The sequence below is a fragment of the Binatus sp. (SeqCode) genome, from assembly GCF_049584895.1.
Taxonomy (GTDB): Bacteria; Desulfobacterota; Binatia; order Binatales; family Binataceae; genus Binatus.
In genome coordinates this window covers 1-23,647 of record NZ_JBAUYR010000072.1, presented here as the reverse complement: position 1 = coordinate 23,647, position 23,647 = coordinate 1, and the positions used below count along the sequence as shown (strand labels likewise).

Below are 23,647 nucleotides of genomic sequence, written 5' to 3'. Positions count from 1 at the left end.
GTTGCTACCTCATCGCAACAGCGACCGCGCGATCACCATCCGATGCACCTCGCTGGGACCTTCGCCGATTCGGCGGATACGCGCCTCGCGATACCATCGCTCGATCGGGAACTCCTTGCTGACGCCGTAGCCGCCATGAATCTGAACGGCGCGATCGACCACGCGCCCCAGCACCTCGCTCGAATAGAGCTTGGCGATCGACGCTTCGGTGCGAAAGTCCTCGCCGCGATCGGCCTTCCACGCGCCCTCCCACGTCAGCCATCGCGCCGCTCGAAGCTCGACCTCCGAATCCGCGAGCATCCACTGAATAGCCTGCCGCTTCGAGAGCAGCTCGCCGAACGTGCTGCGTTGCTTGGCGTGATTGATCGCCATCCGGAGAGCAGCCACTCCCACGCCGACGTTGCACGCTGAGTATGGAAAGCGCAGGCGCGTCAGCAGATCGAGACAAAGATTCAGGCCTTCGCCCTCAGGGCCGAGGCGCTGCTCCAAGGGCACGACGCAATCTTCGAAATGCACTTCGTTCGGGAGCGCCGAGGTGCGCAGCGTTCGAAACGGCCGCGCAGTGAATCCCGGCGTGCCTTTCTTGATAATGAAGCAGGTGATTCCCTTGCGCCCCGCCTTGGCGTCGGTGCGGGTGAAGACGACGCCCCACTCTGCCTCGTGCGCATGCGAAATAAAAATCTTGGTGCCGTTAAGGACGTAGGTGTCGCCCTGACGAACCGCCTTGCACTGGATCGCACCGGCCGGATCGGAGCCGCCCGACGGTTCCGTGATCGCGAAAAACGTGTGCCACGCATTCTTGATCGTGCCGCCGGCATAGGCGCGCTTCTGCTCCTCGGTGCCCGCGTAAATCACGGGCGGCGGCGTGCGCCCGAAGACGCCGCATCCCGGGTTGTAGAGGCCCATGCGATGCTGCGCCATTTCTTCGGTCAGCACGCACATGTCGAAGGTGCCCAGTCCGCCGCCGCCATATTCGCGCGGCGCACCCATGCACCATAGGCCGGCCGCTTGATTCTTGCGCGCGATTCGCCAGTAGTCGTCCTCGGGAATTTCGGCGGCGTCGGGATCGCATCGCGCTTCGATCGGAATAATTTCCTCGCGGATGATTTTCCCGACCTGGTCGCGGAGCGCGCGCAATTCCGGCGACAGTGCGAATCCGTTGTCAGCGTCCATCAAAATAATTCCTCCGCCGGTTTTCCGTCCCCATCGAGCCCGCGCTGCAACGCGCGGATCCACATCTCGCGAATCCATTCGAGGTCGTACGCGCCCCAAGTCCCTTTGATTTCGGGATCGATCGCGCGAATGTGCGCGATAGCCTCGGTGACGCGCGTGATCGCAGCTGCGCCCCATATCTGGCGATGCACCCCCGTCTGCTGTAGCGCTCCGAGGTAGTCGGACAAGCCCGCGAGCACGTCGCTGCTGTAGCGCCAGAGTTCCTTCTCAGCATCGGCGAGGCGAGTGTCGGCGCTCGACGCGATCTGATCGGCCGCCGCGATCGCCTCGTTGAATGTCAGCGCCGCCTCCTGAAGCTCGCCGCGCTTGCGCGCAGCCTTGTCTGACGGCATCAGCGGGCTCATTACGTCGGCATAGTCGAGGCACAGCTTCGACGCGCGCTCGACCGCGCGATACGCGGCGGTCATCTCGGAGGCGCATCGCGGATGCCGGCCGCAAGCGGTGTCGAGCAAGGTTGCTTCGGGCTCGAAAGCTGGATTCACCGACCCGCGCACGAATGCCTCGAGATTCACCGGATACGCCATCACGCTGTAGGCGCCGAAGGTCAGGCACGAAATGCTCGTCAGTCCCAACCGCAGATACGCGCGCAGATCACTTGCGATCACGGCGGGCGTCGCGAAACCCAGGCCGCCGAAGAGGATTGCGTCGGCATAGTATTCGAAGACGTGGCCGCGACCGTTGAAGATGTCGATATAGCGTTTCAGCGATTCGAGGTAGCGCGGATTGATCTCGCATGCGGGGTCGTCAATCGCGTGACTATAGCATCGCTCGCGCGGCGCCCATTCGAACCACACGTTGTCACGAGGCTTCAGGCCGGGATCCGCTTCGATTGTGTCGTGATACGCGAGGTAGGCGATTGGCGGCGCGTTCGAGTCGGCTGCGAGCTCAGCGGCGATCGCGTTGACGATTTGCATGTACTGAATCTGCGGCGGCAGTTCGCGGCATTGACCGCATCGGCACCACGCGCCGCGCCGTACATCAGCTCCCCAGATATGCAGCAACTCGTTTTCGGGATGATCGCGAACGTAGGCGAGCGCACCGGCGCGAACGAGAGCGACAGCGTCGGGATTGGAGACGCACAGATTGCCGCGCGCAGCGCGAACTCCGTCGTCGCCTGCTGGGAAGTACTCGGGATGATCGGCGAAGAGGTCGCGCGGCAACAGGAGTTGCAGGACGTGGCCACCGTACTCGACGCCGATTCCGTGCTCGCGCAGGAGCGGCGCGACCTCGTCGATCTTAAGACGCATGTCGTGCGCGTGGCGGATGTAGGAGAAGGTGTTGATGCCTCGGCGCGCCATCCACGGAATGAATTCGCGGTCGTGGCGCAAATGCAATTCGAGGCGGTCGGGGATGGTGTAGTCCCAGGTCATGATGTCGGAGATGAAGGCACGGCGCTTGAATGCCGGAGTGACGCGCCACGGCTCGAGAGCGGCGAGGTGGCCTGAATCGATGTGCGGATACAATGGCGCGACGCCGGGCGGGAACTGCGCGCCTAGCTTTTCGAGCAGATTCGACGCCGCGTGAATCAGTCCGCGCTCGGTTCCGGCGCGAATCACGATCGATTCGGCGGCGCGCGATACGTCGAAGCTGTCGCCCTCGAGTGCTATCGGTGATGCGGGAGCGGCTGCAGGGTTACCGAGGTGGATTCTGATTTCAGTTGGCGATAACGATGCGTCCGGGGAGGATTCGACCTCGGTTCCGAGCATCGCCGCGAGCCCGCTCGACAGATCGCGCGCCGCGAGCATTGCGACCTCGCCGGCGGTGGCGCTGAAGCGGATTCGAGGCACGGCTGAGCCTTCTTTACTCACTCTCGATTGGACTCCCGATACGTTCGGCCGCCGTTTTGCGGCGGTTCGGGAATGATAACATGAGCGTCGCGCTTTGGTAGCGCAGCGACGACGTCATCGCGGAATCAGACTCGCCGGACTTTTTTTGCCGGTGCGCCCTTCAAACGACGGTGCGCGCGAAAGGCTCGAGAGCTGACGGACGTTGCCGCGCTGCATCCTTCCAGAAAGACATCCATCGCATTCATGAAACGCCTTTCAAGAGAACCGGACCTGCCTCCCCACCATCCGCTAACCCAGTTGCCGGCAATAAGTGTGAGCATCCCTTCCATCATTTCCGCGAGATCTATCGGCTTATGATCGGTGCGAATCTCGCCGCGCTTTTGGCCCTCGGCGAAGAGTCGCTCGTATTGCTTGTAGAGTTGAAGAGATCTCTCGCGCAGAATGCCCTTCGCTTCGGTCATCATCCTCGATTGCTTCGCAACCAGCGCATGAAACTCAGGGTCTGAGTCCCACGACGTCGCCCATTGGCGCATCAGGCTGCGAATACGGTCGGGAACGCTGCAATCGTGACGTTCGAGTTCGCGTTTCACCGACGCGATTGAGTATTCGAGCATCTCCACCGCGAAGGCCATGATCAGGGCATCCTTGGTGGGAAAATAGTTGAAGAAAGTGACCTCGCTGATGCGCAGCCGGTCGACTATGTCGCGGACGCGGGTATCTTCGTAACCCCGTTTTCGAAACAGCACGGCCGCCGTATTCAGAATCACGCGGCGCTGCTCGGCTTTCTTTTCCTCGCGCAAACCCATCGCCCGATCAATTACACATCGAGAGTCGCGAAGGGAATCTCGGCCCGGCACGCAGCTCATCAGGACGGCGCAGTGAACTTGCTGCGTTGACTTTAGTTTGCCATATATATTTAGTCGACTTCACTATTATGCAAAAGTCGATGGAACGTCCGGATCGAAGTTCAGCTGAACAATTCAAAGAGGCGCTTCAGGCCGAGGCGGAGCGATCGAATCCCTCGTCGATGCGCGATCGCGGTGCAGCCGGCATCAGGACGGCGCTCGCTGACCGCCGGCTGCCGCTGGCGGTCGCCGTCCTCTCGGCCGTCGCGATGCTCCCGGCGCTAACCGCCGGCTGGCAGCTCGACGATTATTTTCAGCGGGTTACCCTGCTCGGTTACGGCGATGCCAGACCGATTGACACCTTCATCCAATACATCGATCGAGCGCACAACCTGAGGCAGATGGATTCCGGCACGCTGCCGTGGTGGGCTTCGCCGGACCTGCGTCAAGCGTTTCTACGATACGCGAGCACGCTTACCATGATGCTCGATTATCGCCTCTGGCCAAACCATCCCGCCCTGATGCATCTGCACAGTCTGCTCTGGCTGTCAGCGGCGGTACTGGTGGCCGCGCTTCTCTATCGCGAGGTGCTGGGTGCCACCTGGATAGCAGGGCTGGCGGCTCTGATGTACGCGCTCGACGGCGCGCATGCTGTGCCGGCGGAATATCTGGCCAATCGCAACGCCTTGATTGCCTGCTGCTTTGGATTCCTGAGCCTGCTGGCGTTCGTTCGCTGGCGAAAGTTCGGGGACCGGGGGACTCGGTGGCTCAGCGTGTTGATGCTGGCGCTGTCGCTATCCGCCGGCGAGATGGGCCTGGCTACCGCGTCATACCTGTTTTCGTATGCGCTGACTGTAGACCGCGACGGTATTCGAGCGAGGCTCATGCGGCTGCTGCCTCACGGCGGAGTGCTAGTGGCGTGGGCATTGATCTACAAGCTTGGCAATTTCGGTTCGCAGGGTTCTGGCTTTTACCTGGACCCGCTTCATAATCCGTTTGGCTTCGCCGTTTCATTTTGCCAGCGTGCCGCATTCCTGCTGATGGGACAGTGGACGCCGATCCCTGCGGAGATGAGCATGGCCTACGCGCCCGGCACGTCGGCGGCCTTGCATATGAGCGTCTTCAGCTTCGCGATCGCCGCGATCGTTGCGGTTCTGTTTATCCCGTTGATCATGCGCGATCGAGTGGCGCGGTTCTGGGCCCTTGGTGCGCTGCTTTCGTTGATACCGATTGGCGCCGTCGGTCCAGAGAATCGCCTGTTGGGTTTCGTCGGCTTGGGCTCGATGGCACTTCTCGCTCAACTGACGCAATTCGTTTTCACTCCCACTTCCGATGCTTCGGCACCCCGTGTCTGGAAGGGATTTGCGTGGGCTGCAACTCTAGTCCTTCTTCAAATTCATTTGATCGCGGCTCCGATACTCGGGATCGCCCGGATCGATTTTCAGGCAAGCGTCAGCGCGAGGATGGGGCGCGCGATGGCAAGTGTTCCAAGCGATCCGCAAATCGCATCCAAGGATCTGGTGCTGATTAACCCACCCGACCACATCTACCTCGTCACCGCGATTTGGGCCGTGAAACACCTGGAGAACCTGCCGATGCCGCGACACCTGCGCGCGCTCTCTTCGGGAGGTCCTCTCGAGGTCACGCGCGTCGGGCCTCGGTCGCTGCGAGTGCGTTTTCTCGGTGGATTCTTTCCGACTGCGTTCAGCCGTTTTGTGCGCAGTCAAAATGACCGCTTTTCGGTGGGGCAGCACTTTCAGCTGCCAGGTCTCTCGATAGTGGTGGAGGCTTTTGACGCACAAGGTGACCCCGAGCGGGTGCTGTACGAGTTCCCGGTGCCGCTCGAAGATTCCTCTCTGCGCTGGATGCGCTGGCAGGATGGCGTATATGTCCCGTGGAGTCCGCCGGCGCTCGGCCATACAGAGAAGCTGCCGTCAGCAAGTGGAATTTTCGGCTGAGCCAACGCGTTCGGACCGTCGTTTTTCCCGCGGATGGGGAATGATAAGATGAGCGTCACGCTTTGATAGCGCAGCCGCATCCGAATCGAAACCATCGACAGGTCCGACCGCCACAATGCCGAGCCCCAATGAAATTCTCGCTGAACTAAAGAAAGTAAAATACCCCGGCTTCACCCGTGACATCGTGTCATTCGGTATCATCAAGGATATCGAAGTAGCGTACGCAGGCGTGACCGTGTCGCTCACGATGGCGTCGGCGAAACCCGAAGTCGTCGAAAAAATCGTGGCGGACGTGAAAGCGACGGTGGCTGCGATGGCGGGTGTGCCTGCAGTCAACGTCCAGCTCGAGCAGCCTGCGGCGACTGCACCGCGAGCGGCGGCCGGCGTCGCGCAGCCGCGCAATATCGCGGGCGTCAAGCACATCGTCGCGGTTGCCAGCGGCAAGGGCGGAGTCGGGAAATCGACGGTCGCGGTGAATCTCGCGCTCGCGATGCATGCGCTCGGATGGCGCGTCGGCCTGATGGACGCCGATGTCTACGGGCCGAGCGTCGCGATGATGGTCGGGGTCGAGAAGGCGGTGACGCTCACGCCCGAGCGGCGCATCATCCCGCTCGAGCGCTATGGGATCCGCTACATCTCGATGGCGCTGTTTATCAACGACGAGACCGCGGTCATCTGGCGCGGACCGATGGTCACCAAGCTCGAGACGGAATTTCTGTTCAACGTCGAGTGGGGCGAGCTGGATTGCCTGGTCCTCGACCTGCCCCCCGGCACGGGAGACGCGCAACTGACTATCACCCAGCGCGTGGCGCTGGACGGCGGCGTGATCGTGACGACGCCGCAGGAGATTGCGCTGCTCGACGTCAAGCGTGGCGTGGCGATGTTCGACGAGGTTCACGTGCCTGTGCTCGGCGTGGTCGAGAACATGAGCTATTACCTGTGCCGCAAGTGTAACCATCGCCACGAGATTTTCGCGCATGGCGGCGGCGCGCGCCTGGCAGAATCGCTCAACGTGCCGTTCCTCGGCGAGCTGCCACTGGTCCGCGAGCTGCGCGAGGGCGGTGACAACGCGAGTCCGATCGTCGCGTCCAACCCGGCACATTCGGTGAGCGCGGCGTTCAAGTCGATAGCGTCCAAAGTGATCGAAGGACTCGACCGGTCCGAAGCGCAGCACGCGTCCTAACTTTTTACGGGATGTCAGAGCGGCCAAAGATTTCGTTGATCACGATCACGCGCGACGAAGAGGCGCTGATCGCGCAATGCCTCAAGAGCGCGTGGTTCTGCGACGAGAAAATCATCATCGACTCGTTCTCGACCGACAAGACCGTCGAGATTGCGCGCGGCCTCGGCGCCGACGTCGTGCAGCACGAGTTCACCAACTACGTGATGCAGAAGCAGATGGCGCTCGATCGCGCGACCGGCGACTGGGTGTTGCTGATGGACGCCGACGAGCAGGCGACGCACGACCTCGGCGAGGAGATCCTGCGCGCAGTGTCGTCGTCGTCAGCCGTGGACGGCTACCGGATTCGACGTATCCTCTATCACCTAGGGCATTACTACTCGCACGCGATTTACCCCGACACACCGGTGCGCCTGTTCCGCCGCAAGCGCGGGCACATCGGCGGTCGCGACCCGCATGACAAGGTAGTAGTCGACGGACGAGTCGAGCGGCTGGACAAACCGATTCTGCATTTCAGCTATCGCGATATTTCGGATCACGTCGCGACGATTAACCGCTTCAGCTCGCGCGCGGCGATGGAGCAGGAGCCGAACGCCTTTACGCCGTTCAAGATGATCGCGAACCCCGCGTGGCGATTTTTCAATTTTTATATTATCCGCGGCGGCTTCCGCGACGGCGGACGCGGACTGTACGCAGCGATGACGGCCGCCTTTTATGTGTTCCTGAAATACGCGAAGCTCTACGAGCGCCGCCTGAAATCACGCACCGGAATTTAAGTTCTGGTCTGGTGTGGTTGAAAACAGTGGCGCTGACCACTTCTATCGCGCCGCAGACCTGATAATTTAGCGACTGCCCATGAAACGACTGTTTTCCTACGCGCGACGCTACTGGTTGCGTTACGTATTCGGTATTGCTTGCACCTTCGCGAACGCCACGCTCGCGATGATCATTCCGCTGTTCATCCGCGACGCGATAAACGCGACCGACAAGCATCGCCCCGACCTGGTCGCGCACTACGCAGAGCTGATGATCGTTTTCGCGCTGATGCTGGGGACGGTCCGCTGGTTCTCGCGCTTCGTCATCTTCAACGTCGGACGCGACATCGAATATGACCTGCGCAACGACTTGTTCCAGCATCTGACCACGCTCGGCACCGACTTCTATCAGAACTTCAAGACCGGCGACCTGATGTCGCGCATGATCAACGACCTGACCGCGGTTCGCATGATGGTCGGGATGTTCGTCTTGTCGATCTCGAATACTCCTCTGACGTACGCGCTCGCGCTGATTTTCATGAGTTCGCTCAGCCCCCGCCTGACGCTGTTCGCGATCGTTCCCTACTTTGTTCTCTTCGTCGCGATCCGCTGGCTGATGCGCTCGATGATGATGCGGAGTTTGAGAGTGCAGGAGGGGCTCGCCGCCATCGGATCGAAGGTGCAGGAGAGCCTGGCCGGGATTCCGGTCGTCAAAGCGTACACGCTCGAGGAACACGAGGCCGGACTGTTCCGCAAAATCAACGACTCCTACAACGAGCAGGGTCTCGCGCTGGCACGCACGCGCGGCGCGATGATGCCGATGATTCGCGGCGCGGCGGCGACCTCGACGATGATCGTGCTGATTTACGGCGGCTCGCTGGTGATAAACGGGCGCATGTCGCTCGGCTCGTTGGTGGCGTTCCTGAGTTACCTGGGGCAGCTTGCGTGGCCAACCATCTCGCTCGGATGGATGCTGTCGATCTATCAGCGCGGCAAGGCTTCGATGAAACGGCTCGATGAGATTTTCAACTCGCACGGAGCGGATAGCGTCGCGGGCGAGGACCTCAAGCTCGAGATCAATGGCGCGGTCGAGTGGAAAGGCGTCTCGTTCAGTTACCTGGCAAACAACAGCAACGGAGCGAATGGGAAAATCCCGTACGCACTCAAGAACATCAACGTCAAAGTTGGCGCGGGAGAAAAACTCGCGATCGTCGGCCGCACCGGCTCGGGAAAATCGACGATGGTCAAGCTGCTCACGCGGCTGCTGGAACCGACCGAAGGACGAATTTTGCTCGACGGCCGTGATGTCGAGGAAATGCCGCTGCCAGCGCTGCGACGCACGGTGGGAATGGTTCCGCAGGAGCCGACGCTGTTTACCGACACGCTCGCGCGCAATGTCGCATTCGGCAAGGCCGACGCGTCGCTCGACGATATCAACAGCGCCGCGCGCATCGCGGGACTCGAACCGGACATTGCGGTGCTGCCGCATGGGCTCGACACGATAGTCGGCGAGCGCGGAATGGCGCTGTCAGGCGGGCAGAAGCAGCGAGTGACGATCGCGCGGCTGCTTGCGTACAATCCGGCGATCGTCGTGCTGGACGACGCGCTGTCGAGCGTCGATACCGAAACCGAGAAGGCGGTGCTGGAGAGTCTCGAGCAGAGTGTCGAGGGCCGCACGACCATCGTGGTGTCGCATCGCGCGTCGACGGTGCGCGACTCGGATCAGATCGTCGTACTCGAAGACGGCGAGATTGCCGAACGAGGCACGCATGAGGAATTGATGGGCCGACGCGGAATCTATGCGGAGCTGTTCCATCGCCAATTGCTCGAAGAGGAATTGAGCCGTTACTGAGATGCAGGTCGTAGAGGAAAAGCCGCTCGCCAAAATCTACGACGCCGGACTCGTGCGGTGGGTGTGGCAGTTCATTCGCCCATACCAGGGGTTGTTCTGGCTGGCGACGTTTCTGATGCCGCTGGACACCGCGTTCCTGCTCGCGCAGCCATACGTTATCAAACTGACCGTCGACGAGTTTCTGTCGGGCGCGCATGGAGCGCCGCCTCCCGCGTGGCTCGCGCTTCTGTTTCAAGCGTCAGGCGGTCATGGCCTGTTCGTCATGGGGGCATTGTACCTGCTGTTGGTGATCTGCGAGTTCGCCGCGTTTTATGCGCAATTTTATTTAATGATGATGGTGGCGCAGTTCAGCCTCTCCGACCTCCGGATGGCGTTGTTCCGCAAGGTCGAGTGTCTGCCGATGTCGTTCTTCGATCGCACGCCGGTCGGCAGGCTGGTCAGCCGAATGACCACCGACATCGACTCGATCAACGACATGTTCTCGGCTGGTTCGCTGACGATATTCATCGACGCGATGACGCTGCTGGGCATAGTGACGATCATGTTCTCGTTGAGTCCGCGGCTGGCGCTGGCGGCTCTTTGCGCGATTCCGCCGCTGACCTGCGTAATTTATTTTCTGAGTTCCAGATCGCGCATCGTCTACGGCCAGATCCGCGATCGTCTCGCCGCGTTGAACTCCTACCTGTCCGAATCGCTGGCCGGCATGATGATCGTGCAACTCTTCACGCGCGAACGCGAAAGCCGCCGCGAGTTCGACGCCCTCAACCGGCGTTCGCGCGACGTACAGATGATGGCCAACGTGTACGAGGCCGCGCAGTTTTCATCGGTCGAGGCGCTCAGCTCGATCACGGTCGCGGTGATTTTGTGGATCGGCGGCGGCAGCGTGATCCGGCATCTGGTGACGTTGGGCACTCTGGTCGCGTTCATCCAGTACGCTCAGCAATTTTTTATGCCGTTGCGCGATATCTCCACCAAGTACAGCGCGCTCCAGTCGGCTCTGGCTGCGATCGAGAAGATTCACGCCTTGATGGAAGGCGAGCAGACGCTGCCATTGCCTGCACAGCCGAAGCAGCCGGCGATTTCGCGCGGGGCAATCGTGTTCGATCACGTCAACTTCGAGTATCGTCCCGGCGAGCCGATTCTGAAGGACCTCAGCTTCACGGTTGCGGCTGGCCAAAAGATTGCGATCGTGGGGCCGACCGGGTCGGGCAAAACCACGATCATCAAGCTGTTGAATCGTTCGTACGACGTGACCAGCGGACGAATCCTGGTTGACGGGGTCGACGTGCGCGAATGGGACCTCGGCGCTCTTCGCCGCGAAATCGGGTACGTGCAACAAGACGTCTTTCTGTTCGCCGGTGACGTGATGGAGAACATCAGGCTGTCGCGAACCGACCTCAACGAATCGCAGGTGCGCGATTCGCTCCGGCGCGCGCAGGCTTTGCGCTTCGTCGAGCGGTTGCCGGACGGACTTGCCGAGGAGATTCGCGAACGCGGAGCGAACCTGTCTGCGGGTCAGCGGCAACTGCTGTCGTTTGCGCGCGCGCTCGCTTACAACCCGCGAATCCTCGTGATGGATGAAGCGACCTCGAGCGTCGACAGTGAGACCGAGCGGCTGATTCAGCTTGCGCTCAACGAGTTGCTGGCCGAACGCACTGCGGTCGTGATCGCGCATCGGCTGTCGACTATCGAGCGCGCCGATCGAATCATGGTGCTGGGCGGCGGCATACTCCGCGAAAGCGGGACGCATGACGAGTTGCTCGCGCAGCGCGGACTTTACTACCGGCTATTCGAGTTGCAGTACGCCGCGATGGCGAACAGCGACCGCCTCGTTGCGGGCTGAAACAGCTGCTTACCGAAAGTATCTGCGATGAACAGGCGGCCAGCACGCGCGCAATCACGGACGGCATATCTGATCCGCCTTGCGCTGGTAATCTTCGCGCCGATTCTACTGAGCGGATGCTATTTCACGCGCGCCGCGTACGTGGAAGGCCGAATTCTGTGGAAGCGCAAGCCAATCGACGATGTGCTGGCGCGCAAGGATCTTTCGCCCGACATTCGCGCCAAGCTGGAGACGGTGCTCGCGGTGCGTAAGTTCGCCGCCGATCAACTCGGCGAAAATGTCGGCGGTGCGTATGAAACTATTGCGCCCGTCGATCAAAGCGCGATCGTCTACGTCGTGATGGCTGCCCCGCGCGATTCGCTGGAACCGTACACCTGGTGGTTTCCGATCGTCGGCCGCGTTCCCTATCGAGGCTATTTCGACCAAAACGACGCGCTGGCCGAAGCGGCGTCGCTCGAAGCCCAGGGGCTCGACACGATGGTGCGGCCTTCGATTGCTTTCTCGAGCCTGGGATTTTTCGACGACCCGCTGCTGACAAATCTGCTCAAGCTGGACCGCGTCGAGCTGGCGGGCGTGCTGATACACGAGCTCTTCCATCGCACGTACTACCTCGCGAGCGACGCGATGTTCGACGAATCGGCGGCCAACTTTGTCGGCAGCTCGGGCGCGGTCGCATTTTTTGCGGCGACCGACGGCGAGTCTGCTCCGTCCACCATTGCGGCTCGCGGCATCCTGGACAGCGACATGAAGTTCGCTCGCTTTCTGCTCCAGGAGCAGGCGCGCCTGCTCGACATCTATACCGCGAATCTTCCGAAGGATGAGCTCGACAAGCGCCGCGAGGCAGCCTTCGCGGCGATCAAGGCGGACTACGCCGCGCTTGAACCGACGCTATCGGGGCTCGAGCGCTTCGACCTCGACAAGCAGCCGCTGAACAACGCGGTGCTGGTGAACTATCTGATTTACTTTCACCAGCTGGACAACTTCGCGGCGCTCAATCGGATGAATCACGGCGACCTGCGCGCAACCATCGCGCAGATAATTTCGATCGCGAAGGCCCATACCGAGGATCCCTTCTATGCGATATCGCAGGCGGTTCGAGATGCTCCCGCCAGTGCTGACCGCAGTCAGGCGCTCAGCGCCCCAACGATCGCGCGCGACAGTTCCGCTTCGCCGCCGCCAAAGAAGTGATCGGCGCCGGCGATAATCTCGAGTCGTGCGGAGTCGCCGACTTTCGACTTGAGCGCCTGCAGCCCCGCGACTGGCGAATAGGAATCGCGATCGCCTGAAACCAGCAGCACCGGTTTCGACCCGCCATCTGCAATGCGCGCGTCGGCCATCGCGAGCGGCAGCGCGACCGCGACGATTCGCGCAATTTCCGCGCGTTCGTATCCAGCGCTCAGAGCAACCATCGCACCGAACGAATATCCTGTCATCGCGGCGCCCTCTTTGCGCACACCGGGCTGCGCCAGCAGAAACCTCATCGCCGCGACCGCGTCATCGACTTCGCCCGGACCGCCGTCATGCTCGCCCTCACTGGCGCCGACACCGCGGAAGTTGAAGCGCAACGTCGCATATCCCGCTTGCCACATCGCCGCGAGGATCGCCTCGACGACATTGTTGTGCATCGAGCCGCCGTAGAGCGGATGCGGGTGGCATACGACGGCTGCGGGCGCACCGCCCCCCGGGTTAGCGAGCAGACCCTCGAGGATCGAATCGCCGGACTGAAACGAGACCTGGGTTTCATTCATTGCGCTTCCTCAAAACTTAAACTGTTGCTTTATATTTTTAACGACCGCGGATTCGCCGGACGCTGACATAATACAAGCCGTCGCGATCAATGAAACTCCGCGAAAATCGAAATGAGCGAATGCATGCAGTGCGTCAATCGAGTTCTGACCAGCCTCAGCCCCCTAAGCCGATGGCTGTTTCTTTGCGTTGCGTCACCTGACCTCAAACGACTATAAGATCTTTGAGAACCTCAGATTCGAATAACTGATTTATGGCTGGGGGAAACATGTTTAATTTCAGGGCGTTGCCAACTGCGCTCGCGATTTTGCTCCTCACCCCGCTGACCGCCTACGCGGTCTCGCTGACCCTCAACGGAAGCGGCGCCGATTTGCAGATGGACAATACGCAGGCAGTCTATGCCAGCGACAGCAACGGCGTGCCAGTGCTCATCACCGAAGTTGGAATGCGCGCGCCCGGCGGTGGAATCGTCACCGAAGTCGGCGTGCCCTCGATGATGCCGGATGGGCGCGTGATCTTCGGCGCCGAGACGCAGCCGAAGGATCTCAATCTCAAAGCGCGGTGGAATATTTTTATCGGCAACGCTGACGCGGTCCCGAGCCATCGCATAATCACTGCTCTTAATCCGAAGGCGATCACCGGCGATTGCGTGCCCGCGTTCAAGGGCGACCCATATCCGGTCGCGGATATGGACGAAAATATCGCGTTCATTTCGACTGTGCCGCACGGCCGCGATGCGCTCTTCTTCTATTCACACGGCACACTCGCCTGCATGACGAAGGCCGGCGACAAGACAATCGAAGGTCACGAGATCGCAGTGCTGAGCTTCGGCAGCGCGCAAATCGGCGAAGGCGGCCAGGTCGTGTTCACCGGTTTTCTCGGCGATAGCGCCAAGCCCGCCCAACATCATCAGGCGCTTCTGCTCGCCTCGATCGGCGCGCCGGTTTCGGAGCTGGCGGTCGAAGGCGAGTACGGTCCGAATCACACCCTCTACCAGCGCCCGTTCGGATTGCCGGCTGCGCTGCCCACTGCACGCGGCATAATGGTCGCGTTCACCGCCAAGACTCCCAGCGGGGCGGCGCTGTTCCTGTACAGCGACGGTTCGATGGCGAGGATACTGCCGACCGGCACGCTCACGAGTCTCGGTCCCGTGACATTTCTTTCTGCCGGACGGCCGGGTCTGATGGCTGATGGGACTACCGCGGTGCTCGCGGGATGCGCGCGCATCCCCGCAATTTTCCGGCTGACGCGACAGCGACTCGATCTGCGGATTGAGCGCGGGCAGCTGACTCCGTTCGGCACCGAGCTCGAATCGCTTGGCGATCCGGTGCTGACGGCGTCCGGTGCGATGTTCGTCGGCGCGACTGACACCGATGATCGCGAGAAGCTCTACGTACTGTCGCCCGACGACGCGTTTTTCGAGGTCGGCGAATCTGAGCTGATCTACCGAATTGCGATGGGCGCGCAGAAGCATCACTCGATCTTCACCGGCACCCTGTCGGTAAACCAGCACGGCGACTTCGCGTACCTGGGCGGCCGCTAAGACGTTAGGTGCCTTTTCTGCGCCCTCGCTTCCTGCCATTTTAACCGGATGGCAGAGCATCAAAAATTTATCTCCCTCACTCCAAAACTCTACGACTACCTGATCGCGCACGGACACAACGGCGATCCGCTCCGCGCCGAACTCGCGGCCGAGACCGCAAAACTCGGGATGATAAGCGGGATGCAGATTGCCGCCGAGCAAGGCACTTTCATGGGCCTCCTCGCCGGCGCGATCGGGGCGCGCTCCGCGGTCGAAGTCGGCACCTTCACCGGCTACAGCGCACTCTGTGTCGCTCGCGCGCTGCCCGCTGATGGCAAACTTCTGTGCTGCGACATCAACCAGAAATGGACCAGCATCGGGCGCCGCTACTGGGAGCGCGCCGGCGTCGCAAACAAGATCACGCTCAAGCTCGCTCCGGCGGTGGAGACGCTGAAGACGCTGCCCGCGTCGCATACTTTCGACTTCGCGTTTATCGACGCCGACAAAACCAGCTACGCGATCTACTACGAAGAAATTCTCAAGCGCCTGCGCCCGAACGGCTTGATCCTAATCGACAACGTGCTGTGGAGCGGTGCGATCATCGACCAGTCGAAACAGGACGCCGACACGCAGGCGCTGCGCAAGCTGAACGACTTCATCGCGAAGGACACGCGCGTCGAAGCCGTGATGCTCGGCGTTGCCGACGGCCTGACGATCGTGCGCAAGAAGTAACTCGCGCGATTCGCGTGAACGAAGTTCGCACTCCTCGCCTGATCGGCACGCCCGCAGGTCCGGGCGACTTCGCCGATCTGCGACGCCTGCACAGCGATCCTCGCGTGATGGCGACGCTGTCCGCCGACGGCAATACTTTCAGCGAAGATCAAACTCGCGCCTTCCTGGATCGCGCCGCCGATCATTGGAAGTCGCACGGCTTCGGACTGTGGTGCATCCGCGATAAAGCGAGCGGCGATTTCGTCGGCTACGGCGGAACCAAGCACGCCACGGTCGAAGGCCGCGACGAGATCGAACTAGCCTACGCAATCTGCTCCGATCACTGGCGCAAAGGATTCGCAACCGAAATCTCGATCGCGGCACTGAAGCACGCCTTCGACACGATGCACCTCGAACGAATCGTCGCGTTCACCCTCCCGCACAACAAGGGGTCACGCGGCGTGATGGAAAATTGCGGCTTCACCTATCAGCGCGACATCGTCCACGCCAACCTCCCCCACGTCCTATACATCCTCGAAGCCCGCGACTTCGCCGCCCACCGGAAAGAGTTCTAACAGGTGCGAAGCACCGCATCCTTTTCCCGGTACTGGGTGCAGGGGGTCACCCCTGCCGCGGAAGTGTGAAACCCGCGAAGGGTTTCACATTAAATAAGGTGATTATCTTTCCTGTATCACTTCCGTCACGCTAGACTTGCTTGATTGAGATCATCTCCATGGACGAACGCTACGACCCCAAAAAAATCGAGCCCTTCTGGCAGGCCGAATGGGAACGCACCAATCTCTACCTCACGCGCGAAGAGCCCGGCCGCCCGAAATTCTACATCCTCGAGATGTTCCCCTACCCTTCCGGCGCCGGCCTCAGTGTCGGCCATTTGCACAACTACGTCCCGTGCGACGTCGTCGGCCGTTACAAGCGGATGGCGGGATTCAACGTGCTGCATCCGATGGGATGGGACGCGTTCGGGCTGCCCGCGGAGAACGAGGCGGTCCTTAAAGGATCACATCCGACCGAAACCGTCCCGCGCTACGCCGCCAACTTCAAGCGCCAACTGACAATATCCGGATGCGCTTACGACTGGTCGCGCGAGATCAATTCGTCGTCGCCCGAGTATTACAAGTGGACCCAGTGGTTCTTCCTGATGCTCCTGAAGCGCGGCCTCGCCTACCGCGCGACGGGCGCGCAATGGTGGTGCGACAAGTGCGGCACGGTGCTGGCCAACGAGCAGGTAATCAACGGATGCTGCTGGCGGCATACCGACAATCCGGTCAGCAAGAAGGATCTCGAGCAGTGGTACATCAAGATCACCGACTACGCGGATCGATTGCTCGCAGATCTCGACGGCATCGACTGGCCCGAGCCGATCAAGCTGATGCAGCGCAACTGGATCGGTCGGAGCGAGGGCGCGGAACTCGCCTTCCCGGTCGCGAGCCACACCGGTAAGGAAGTCCGCTTTTTCACGACGCGTCCCGACACTGTCTTCGGCGTGTCGTTCATGGTGCTCGCGCCCGAGCATCCGCTGGTTGCCGAGATAACGACTCCCGAACAGCGCCCGAAGGTCGAGGCCTACGCCGCCGAGGCGCGCCGTCAGACCGAGATCGAGCGGATGTCGACGGCAAAGGAAAAAACCGGCGTCTTCACCGGCGCATACGCGCACAACGTCTTCACCGATAAAGATATTCCGATCTGGATCGCCGACTACGTCCTGATGAGCTACGGCACCGGCGCAATCATGGCCGCTCCCGGCGAGGATCAACGCGATTTCGAATTCGCGAAGAAGTACGGCCTCGAGATTCCGCGCGTAACCGCACCCGCCGACGGCACCGCTCCGCCGACTGATCGCGCGTTCTCTGATCACGGAATCGCAATCAACTCTGGCTTTCTCAACGGCAAGACAACGGCTGAGGCAATCACCGCCGTATGCCAGTACGCTGAAAAAAACAAAATCGGTCGCGCGACCATCAACTATCGCATGCGTGACTGGCTGATCTCGCGTCAGCGCTACTGGGGATGCCCGATTCCGATCGTCTACTGCAAGACCGACGGCATCGTCCCGGTGCCTGACGACCAACTGCCCGTGCTGCTTCCTCCGATGAAGGACTACCTGCCGTCGGGCACCGGCCGCTCCCCGCTCGCCAACGTTAAGGAGTTCGTCAACACGACCTGCCCCAAGTGCGGCGGCCCGGCCGAGCGCGAGACCGACACGCTCGACGGCTTCGCGTGCTCGTCATGGTACTTCCTGCGCTTCGCGTCGCCGCACGAAAACCGCCGCCCCTTCGATCGCCGCGCCGCCGACTACTGGCTGCCGGTCGACCTCTACGTCGGCGGCGCCGAGCACGCCGTGATGCATCTGCTGTACGCGCGGATGTGGACCAAGGTCATGTTCGACGAGGAGCTGATCGGCTTCGACGAACCTTTCCCCGCGTTGCGCAACCAGGGCGTCGTCTGGGCGTCAGACGGCCAGCGGATGTCGAAGAGCAAGGGCAACGTGGTCACGCCCGACGCGATGATCGAAAAGTACGGTGCAGACGCGCTTCGGCTCTGGGAGCTGTACATGAGCCCCTTCGACGAAGCGACCAACTGGAACGAAGGCGGCATCGCCGGCCCGCTGAGATTCATCCAGCGCGTGTGGACGATGATTCGTCGCTACGTCGAGGCCGGTTCCCCAACAGGAACCCCCAACGAAGAAACCCGGAAGCGCACCCACAAAACAATTCAGCTGGTGACCGATCACATCGAGCGCCTGCGCTTCAACACCGCAATCGCCGCGATGATGGATCACCTGAACTACCTGGCAAAGCTGAAGCCCGAAGAGATGGGCCGCTTCACCACCGAATCATTCATCCTGCTGCTAGCCCCGATGGCCCCGCACGTCACCGAAGAAATCTGGCGCGCCCTCGGCCACACCACTTCCGTCCACCTGGAACCCTGGCCCAAGTTCGATCCAAAACTAGTGGTCGACGAAACAGTAACGGTAGTAGTCCAGGTAAACGGCAAAGTCCGCGACCGCCTCCAAGTACCCGCCGGCACCTCGGAGGCGGACATCCGCACACTCGCTTTGAATAGCGAGTCCGTAAAACGCCACCTGGATAGCAACCCGCCCAAAAAATTCATCTTCATAAAAGACAAGATGCTCAGCATCGTCGCCTAACCGCGGTTCGTCGGCGCGATCCTTGAAGAACGCTCGCAGCCCGTGCGACTCTTACACGTTCGGATAGGATTTAGTTTGATACTTGCGACATTGAGATTCGCCAAATGGAGGACGCCATGAGAGCTGAATCACGCGCGCTCGCGAACGTTCTGCTTGAGCGACACCGCACGATCTGCCGACCCCTCGGTAGGCGGGATTTCGACGATGTGGACAACAATGACATCGACGTGTCCATCACCTCTTATGGTGACCTGTGTGAACAGGCGGGTTTAGGCAGAGAATTCGCCCGCGCCGCTAGGAACTTCCTGTTTGAGATCGCACAGTGGTGTGATGAGCACGAATGGCCGCCGCTCAACGCCCTGGCCGTCAACGCGCAAACGGGCTATCCAGGTGACGGCTATAGTGAAGCTCCCGGCTGCCAGGACTGGCCAAACGACGTCAAGCGCGCCATCGGTTTCGCCGCCTATCCGCTCCGTGTCGAATAGTACTAACCGCGATATAGCAGGTCGACCTCCATGGTCGCGCCGTTCCGGGAGAAACGATCGTGATAACTCTGTACTGTCAGAGGTGTAACGAACCCTTCGGACCAAACGACAACATCAACATCGGAAAGTTCGGTTCCGGACCAATAGCTAACAGTAATGAAATACGATTGTGTGATGCTTGCCTTCGGCTTCGCCATGCCGAAGTTTTCGATACCCAGATCGAGGGAGCCGCTGGTGAACTCCAATTTGGGGAACGCCAGACTCTTAGCGACGACGGAATACATCTTCATTTCGGACTAGGGCGGTATGAAGTTCGATATAACCGAGATACCGAGGATTGGTTGCTACTGATTCACGAGAAAAATACTCCGGCTATTGTGGATAAGGCCCAAGGCAACGGCGTGGATAGTTTTCGTCAGGCGGTTCGTCAAGCGCTTGTCACCGTTGCAGGTCTGCCGACCGCAAGCAGATGGGACAAAGTCAAAGCCGACGTGGCCCAGCATCCTTCTGCTCTTGGGTTAATGATCGAGAGATTGGCAACAAAGGTTCCGAAGCCTAAATGAAAACGTTCGTCACGCTCGCGCGCGCGATCTCTCGTATAGTTTGATGAGTATCAGACGGCCCATCACCGCAAACCTTGGAAGACGCCAGCCCCTTAGGCCTCTTTTGAGTGCCCGAATCCACGGGCGAGGTGACTCAGGGCTTATGCTGGCAGGATCGAGTATAGCCCTTCTGTCATCGCCATCAAGGAGTGACCACTGACTTTGTCGAAGGGCACCGCCTCTGCGATTCCCGTTTCGTTCTCCTGAACTAAAAAACGTTTTACGTGAAACACTTTCGCCTGAAACGCCAGAAACCATGCTGGGTTCTCGGAAAAAGGCGAAGGTTTCATCGCCACTTGATGGTCGTGCGTTGGCCGTGCGATGCTCGCGACGATACGACATCAGCAAGGAGCGAACGACATGGCCGAGGAAGTTCTCAAAGTCACACGGCAACCGAATTACGCGGTTCTGACCCTGAACCGCCCGGAAAAGCGCAATGCTCTCAATCAGCCGTTGATCGAAGCGCTCGACCAGGCACTTCGCAAGTTCGAAAACGATCGCGAAATCCGGGCGCTCCTGCTGCGCGGCGAGGGCGCGAGCTTTTGCGCGGGAATCGATTTGAAAGAAGTGGACGAGACCAGCGGCGTTCACAACCCGACTTCGCTCGAGTCCGTTTTCGGCCGGCTGGAGCGCTTCCCTGTGCCGACCATCGCGGCTGTGCAAGGCGCCGCGCTCGCGGGAGGACTCGAACTCGCGCTGCATTGTGATCTTCGAATCGCGTCCGACAACGCGAAGCTCGGCATGACGCTCGGACGCGTCGGCCTGATGGTGCCGTACGACTTCACCCGCAAGCTGATCGAGGTCTGCGGCTCCGCCAACACCGCCTGGATTCTCTACACCGCCGACCTGCTCGACGCTGAGCACGGCCGTCACATGAATATCGTTCACGACGTCGTGCCCGATGCCAAGCTCGCCGAATCGACCACGGCGCTGGCCGAGAAGATCGCCGCGAATGCCCCACTCTCTCTGCGCGCGATGAAAGCGACAGTCCGCCGATGCATGAGCGAGACTTTCGATGCATGGCACGACGACATGCTGCAGATGGCGCGCTCAGTCCGCGAGAGCGGCGACGCCAAGGAAGGCGTCCGCGCGTTTCTGGAAAAGCGCAAACCAGTGTGGAAGGCGCAGTAGCGCCGATTGCGGAACCGGTACCGGCTTCGCGTGCGCGAAGCTGTCCGAGGTCCCTCCTTCCGTCGCATTCGCTCCCGTCGTCGGAATGACACAAAAAAGCGAAGCTGTCTGGAAGCCCGTTACTCCCCTCGCGATGCTCGGGTCGTCAGGAGGTCAAAAGAGGCTCGCTTGGCCGCTATCTCTGGTTCCCCCTCTCCAGAAGAGAGAGGGGTTAGGGGAGAGGTGAATGCCTCCCCAACGCGTTGCGAATCGCCGCAGCGCTCTGCAGCAACGAACTCGGCAGGTTCAGCGTCCCCGCGACATTTGAATATGGATACAGTCGCGCATTGATATGCGCGTGTAGCGGCAGCCCCTCACCCTGGTGAATTTCATAGTCGAGCGGCAGCGGCCCGAGGATCATCAGTACGCGATAGATCGCGTTTGCGAACTGCCGCATCTGCTCCGGCGTCAGCTCCGATACCAACCCGCGATAGTTTGGCATCACGACGTCGTAACTGCGCGGGAACAAGCCGATCGGGCTCGCATAGCTGACGACGGAATCGCCGCGATCGATCACCAGCTTGAGCCGCTCCATCAGGGCGACCAGCTCGTGCCACAGATGAGGATTCTCGCGCTCGGCGCGAGCCTCCGCGAGCACCGCGGGAAACGGTTCCGGCGATCCGATGATCTGCTGATGCAGATGCGGCTGCGAGGCGCCGGACTCGCGCCCCTGGTTCTTGCGAATCACCACCGAGCAAACGTGAGAATTCTGCAACGCGAGGCGCATGACGCGCGCGTCTGCTTGCATCAGGTGAAAAAAATGCCCGCCGCCCAGCGCGCCGGTAAACATCAGATCGGATTGCGATCGCGGCGCGTCGATAAAATGTCGCGGGTCTTCGATAACGATGTACGATTCGTTGCGATTCCCGGTCAGTTCCGCCGGAATTCGCGGAAACAGGTTATTGATCACGCGCACAACCCACGGCGCTTCAGGATGCGTCTTCCCGCCGGTCCATTCGGGGATTTCATCGCGCGTCATCCGAAAGAGTTCGGGCGTCGTCATGCTCTCGTTGCCCGGACAGAACGGACACGACTCGGTCGCGTGACGAATTGTTTCAGGACTCAAATGCGATGCGTCGGGAACGGCATCCTCGCGGCCGCTGAGCGTGAACGCAAAGCTCTTGCCGCGAACATCGACAACGTATGAAATCACGCCGGTGATCGGATTTTTAATCCAGACCAGGGAACCATCGCGGATTTCGCATTCTATCGGCATCGGAACGTGATCACCTTTAACAATTGCCGCAACGCCATTACAACGCGGGCTCGAAACCGTCGCGAGCCGTGTTCAACTGCGTCGCCTTGACTCTGCCCATCGGCTCCGTTATCCCAAGTGGTGAGGACGGGGACCCGGCAAAGCCGGGACGAATCGGGGACTGGCGATCCGCATCCGCGGGCACCAGCCTTTTTTTTGGTTTTTTCGGTTTTCACTGTTTCGTTTCCGGGAATCGCGAGTCCGCTCCGCCTTCTGAAGAGTCGAAAATGCCGCAAATGAAAAAATATTTGTTCACGCCCGGGCCGGCGCCCGTGCCGCCCGAGGTATTGCTCGAGATGGCGCGCCCGATCATCCACCATCGCACGCCCGAGTTCAGCGCCGCGCTCGATCAAGCGCGCGATCGGATGAAGCCGCTATACGGCACCTCGGGCGAAGTGATTCTGCTCGCGTCCACCGGCACCGGCGCGATGGAAGCGGCGGTGATCAATCTGCTGCAGCCCGGCGATCACGCGATTTACGTCAACGGCGGCAAGTTCGGCGAGCGATGGGGCAAGCTGCTGGCCGCCTTCGGCATGATCGGGCACGAGGTGCGCGTTGAATGGGGACGCGCAGTGCGTCCCGGACAAATCGAGGATGCCTTCAAGGCGTATCCCGAGTCGCGCGCGGTGCTGGTGCAGGCCAGTGAGACTTCAACTTGCGCAATTCATCCTGTGGCCCCGATCGGCGAGATCACTCGCAAGCGCGGCGCAATGCTGATCGTCGACGGCATCACTTCGGTCGGCGTTTTCGAACAGAAGATGGACGAATGGGGCGTCGACGCGTTCGTCACTGGCAGCCAGAAGGCACTCATGCTTCCACCGGGTCTCGGGATGGTCGCTCTCTCTGCGCGCGCCATCGACGTAGCGAAGACGAACAAGACACCGCGCTTTTATTTTGATCTGCTCAAGGAATTGAAGGCGCAGCGCGACGAGCATACGACGGCATGGACCGCGGCCGTGTCGTTGATCTTCGGGCTCAACAAATCTCTCGAACTTATTCACGCCGAAGGCCTGCCGCAGGTTTACGCGCGGCATGCGCTGATGGCGGAGGCGACTCGCGAAGCTGCTGCAGCACTCGGTTTGAAACTGCTGTCGCCCGACAACCCCGCTCCAGGAGTCACCGGCATTTTGATTCCCGAAGGTCTCGACGGCGGCCAACTCGTGAAGTACCTGCGCGACAGCCTCGGGGTGTCGGTGCAGGGCGGGCAGGATCAGATGAAGGGCAAGCTCGTGCGCATCGGACACATGGGGCATCTGAGCCCGTTCGATACGCTGATCGCGGTCAGCGCGCTCGAGCTGGGACTCAAGCATATTGGCGCAAACATTCAACTTGGCGCTGGCGTAGCCGCAGTTCAGGCACGCTTGGCACGGAGCATCTGAAATCACAATGGCGGAAACTTTCCGCGTCCTTCTAAGCGACTCGCTTGCGGCGCAGGGGATCGAGGTCCTCAAGCGCTTCCCGCAGTTACAGTTTGACGTCAAGACGGGCCTCAAGCCCGACGAACTCGCGAAAATAATCGCACCCTACGACGCGC

Annotated in this window: 20 protein-coding genes; 14 read left to right on the top strand and 6 right to left on the bottom strand. The window is 60.7% G+C overall.

Translation table 11 applies throughout. From position 1 onward, the window contains the following. Window positions 1-9: 9 nt before the first annotated feature. The 3 genes from WB650_RS13230 to WB650_RS13220 form a co-directional block, all read right to left on the bottom strand. A complete protein-coding gene (locus WB650_RS13230) occupies window positions 10-1,173 on the bottom strand; it encodes an acyl-CoA dehydrogenase family protein (protein WP_422300581.1) in 1,164 nt (387 codons plus the stop codon). Further along, entirely contained in the window at window positions 1,173-3,041 is a 1,869-nt protein-coding gene (locus tag WB650_RS13225) for a DUF4838 domain-containing protein (protein WP_423960786.1), read from the bottom strand. Before WB650_RS13225 ends, WB650_RS13230 begins: the two co-directional genes overlap by 1 nt. 104 nt (window positions 3,042-3,145) lie before the next feature. After that, window positions 3,146-3,826, bottom strand: a complete 681-nt coding sequence (locus tag WB650_RS13220) for a TetR/AcrR family transcriptional regulator (protein ID WP_422300583.1) — start codon at window positions 3,824-3,826, stop codon at window positions 3,146-3,148. A gap of 140 nt (window positions 3,827-3,966) precedes the next feature. Between WB650_RS13220 and WB650_RS13215 the strand changes: the two genes are divergently transcribed. The 6 genes from WB650_RS13215 (at window position 3,967) to WB650_RS13190 (ending at window position 12,641) form a co-directional block, all read left to right on the top strand. Next, a complete protein-coding gene (locus WB650_RS13215) occupies window positions 3,967-5,823 on the top strand; it encodes a hypothetical protein (protein WP_423960784.1) in 1,857 nt (618 codons plus the stop codon). A 115-nt stretch (window positions 5,824-5,938) separates the two neighbouring features. Further along, window positions 5,939-7,006 (top strand): P-loop NTPase, encoded by a 1,068-nt coding sequence (locus WB650_RS13210; protein ID WP_422302674.1) that lies wholly within the window; start codon window positions 5,939-5,941, stop codon window positions 7,004-7,006. An 11-nt stretch (window positions 7,007-7,017) separates the two neighbouring features. Further along, entirely contained in the window at window positions 7,018-7,779 is a 762-nt protein-coding gene (locus WB650_RS13205) for a glycosyltransferase family 2 protein (protein WP_422302672.1), read from the top strand. Between the two features lie 79 nt (window positions 7,780-7,858). Then, on the top strand, window positions 7,859-9,610 hold the full coding sequence (locus WB650_RS13200; protein ID WP_422302671.1) for an ABC transporter ATP-binding protein: 1,752 nt from the start codon (window positions 7,859-7,861) through the stop codon (window positions 9,608-9,610). A 1-nt stretch (window position 9,611) separates the two neighbouring features. Further along, the gene (locus WB650_RS13195) at window positions 9,612-11,453 is read left to right on the top strand and encodes an ABC transporter ATP-binding protein (RefSeq protein ID WP_423960781.1); all 1,842 of its coding nucleotides are present in this window, start codon (window positions 9,612-9,614) and stop codon (window positions 11,451-11,453) included. A gap of 27 nt (window positions 11,454-11,480) precedes the next feature. After that, the gene (locus WB650_RS13190) at window positions 11,481-12,641 is read left to right on the top strand and encodes an aminopeptidase (RefSeq protein WP_423960780.1); all 1,161 of its coding nucleotides are present in this window, start codon (window positions 11,481-11,483) and stop codon (window positions 12,639-12,641) included. Here WB650_RS13190 and WB650_RS13185 read toward each other — a convergent pair. Beyond that, window positions 12,578-13,201, bottom strand: a complete 624-nt coding sequence (locus tag WB650_RS13185; protein ID WP_423960778.1) for an alpha/beta hydrolase — start codon at window positions 13,199-13,201, stop codon at window positions 12,578-12,580. The genes WB650_RS13190 and WB650_RS13185 overlap by 64 nt on opposite strands. A gap of 251 nt (window positions 13,202-13,452) precedes the next feature. Between WB650_RS13185 and WB650_RS13180 the strand changes: the two genes are divergently transcribed. From WB650_RS13180 to WB650_RS13155, 6 genes are all read left to right on the top strand, one after another. Next, a complete protein-coding gene (locus WB650_RS13180; protein WP_423960776.1) occupies window positions 13,453-14,742 on the top strand; it encodes a hypothetical protein in 1,290 nt (429 codons plus the stop codon). Window positions 14,743-14,790: 48 nt separating this feature from the next. Continuing rightward, a complete protein-coding gene (locus WB650_RS13175; protein WP_422303049.1) occupies window positions 14,791-15,453 on the top strand; it encodes an O-methyltransferase in 663 nt (220 codons plus the stop codon). Between the two features lie 14 nt (window positions 15,454-15,467). Further along, window positions 15,468-16,007, top strand: coding sequence for a GNAT family N-acetyltransferase (locus tag WB650_RS13170; RefSeq protein ID WP_422303050.1), 540 nt, complete (start codon window positions 15,468-15,470; stop codon window positions 16,005-16,007). Between the two features lie 158 nt (window positions 16,008-16,165). Then, window positions 16,166-18,601 carry a leucine--tRNA ligase gene (gene leuS / locus WB650_RS13165; protein ID WP_423960773.1) on the top strand — a complete coding sequence of 812 codons (2,436 nt, stop codon included), beginning with the start codon at window positions 16,166-16,168 and terminating at the stop codon, window positions 18,599-18,601. Window positions 18,602-18,717: 116 nt separating this feature from the next. Then, window positions 18,718-19,086: a hypothetical protein gene (locus tag WB650_RS13160; RefSeq protein WP_422302409.1), complete on the top strand. Its 369-nt coding sequence runs from the start codon at window positions 18,718-18,720 to the stop codon at window positions 19,084-19,086. Window positions 19,087-19,145: 59 nt separating this feature from the next. Beyond that, window positions 19,146-19,649: a hypothetical protein gene (locus tag WB650_RS13155; protein ID WP_423960771.1), complete on the top strand. Its 504-nt coding sequence runs from the start codon at window positions 19,146-19,148 to the stop codon at window positions 19,647-19,649. A gap of 140 nt (window positions 19,650-19,789) precedes the next feature. Here the strand turns inward: WB650_RS13155 and WB650_RS13150 are convergent, their stop codons facing one another. Next, window positions 19,790-19,984: a hypothetical protein gene (locus WB650_RS13150; protein ID WP_422302404.1), complete on the bottom strand. Its 195-nt coding sequence runs from the start codon at window positions 19,982-19,984 to the stop codon at window positions 19,790-19,792. A gap of 64 nt (window positions 19,985-20,048) precedes the next feature. Between WB650_RS13150 and WB650_RS13145 the strand changes: the two genes are divergently transcribed. Further along, on the top strand, window positions 20,049-20,819 hold the full coding sequence (locus WB650_RS13145) for an enoyl-CoA hydratase/isomerase family protein (RefSeq protein WP_422302402.1): 771 nt from the start codon (window positions 20,049-20,051) through the stop codon (window positions 20,817-20,819). A 211-nt stretch (window positions 20,820-21,030) separates the two neighbouring features. On the opposite strand, the gene WB650_RS13140 is transcribed toward WB650_RS13145, so the two are convergent. Next, window positions 21,031-22,074, bottom strand: coding sequence for a DUF4921 family protein (locus WB650_RS13140; protein WP_422302400.1), 1,044 nt, complete (start codon window positions 22,072-22,074; stop codon window positions 21,031-21,033). A gap of 275 nt (window positions 22,075-22,349) precedes the next feature. On the opposite strand from WB650_RS13140, the gene WB650_RS13135 reads away from it, so the two are divergent. Next, on the top strand, window positions 22,350-23,492 hold the full coding sequence (locus WB650_RS13135; RefSeq protein ID WP_423960769.1) for a pyridoxal-phosphate-dependent aminotransferase family protein: 1,143 nt from the start codon (window positions 22,350-22,352) through the stop codon (window positions 23,490-23,492). The last annotated feature ends 155 nt before the right edge of the window (window positions 23,493-23,647 follow it).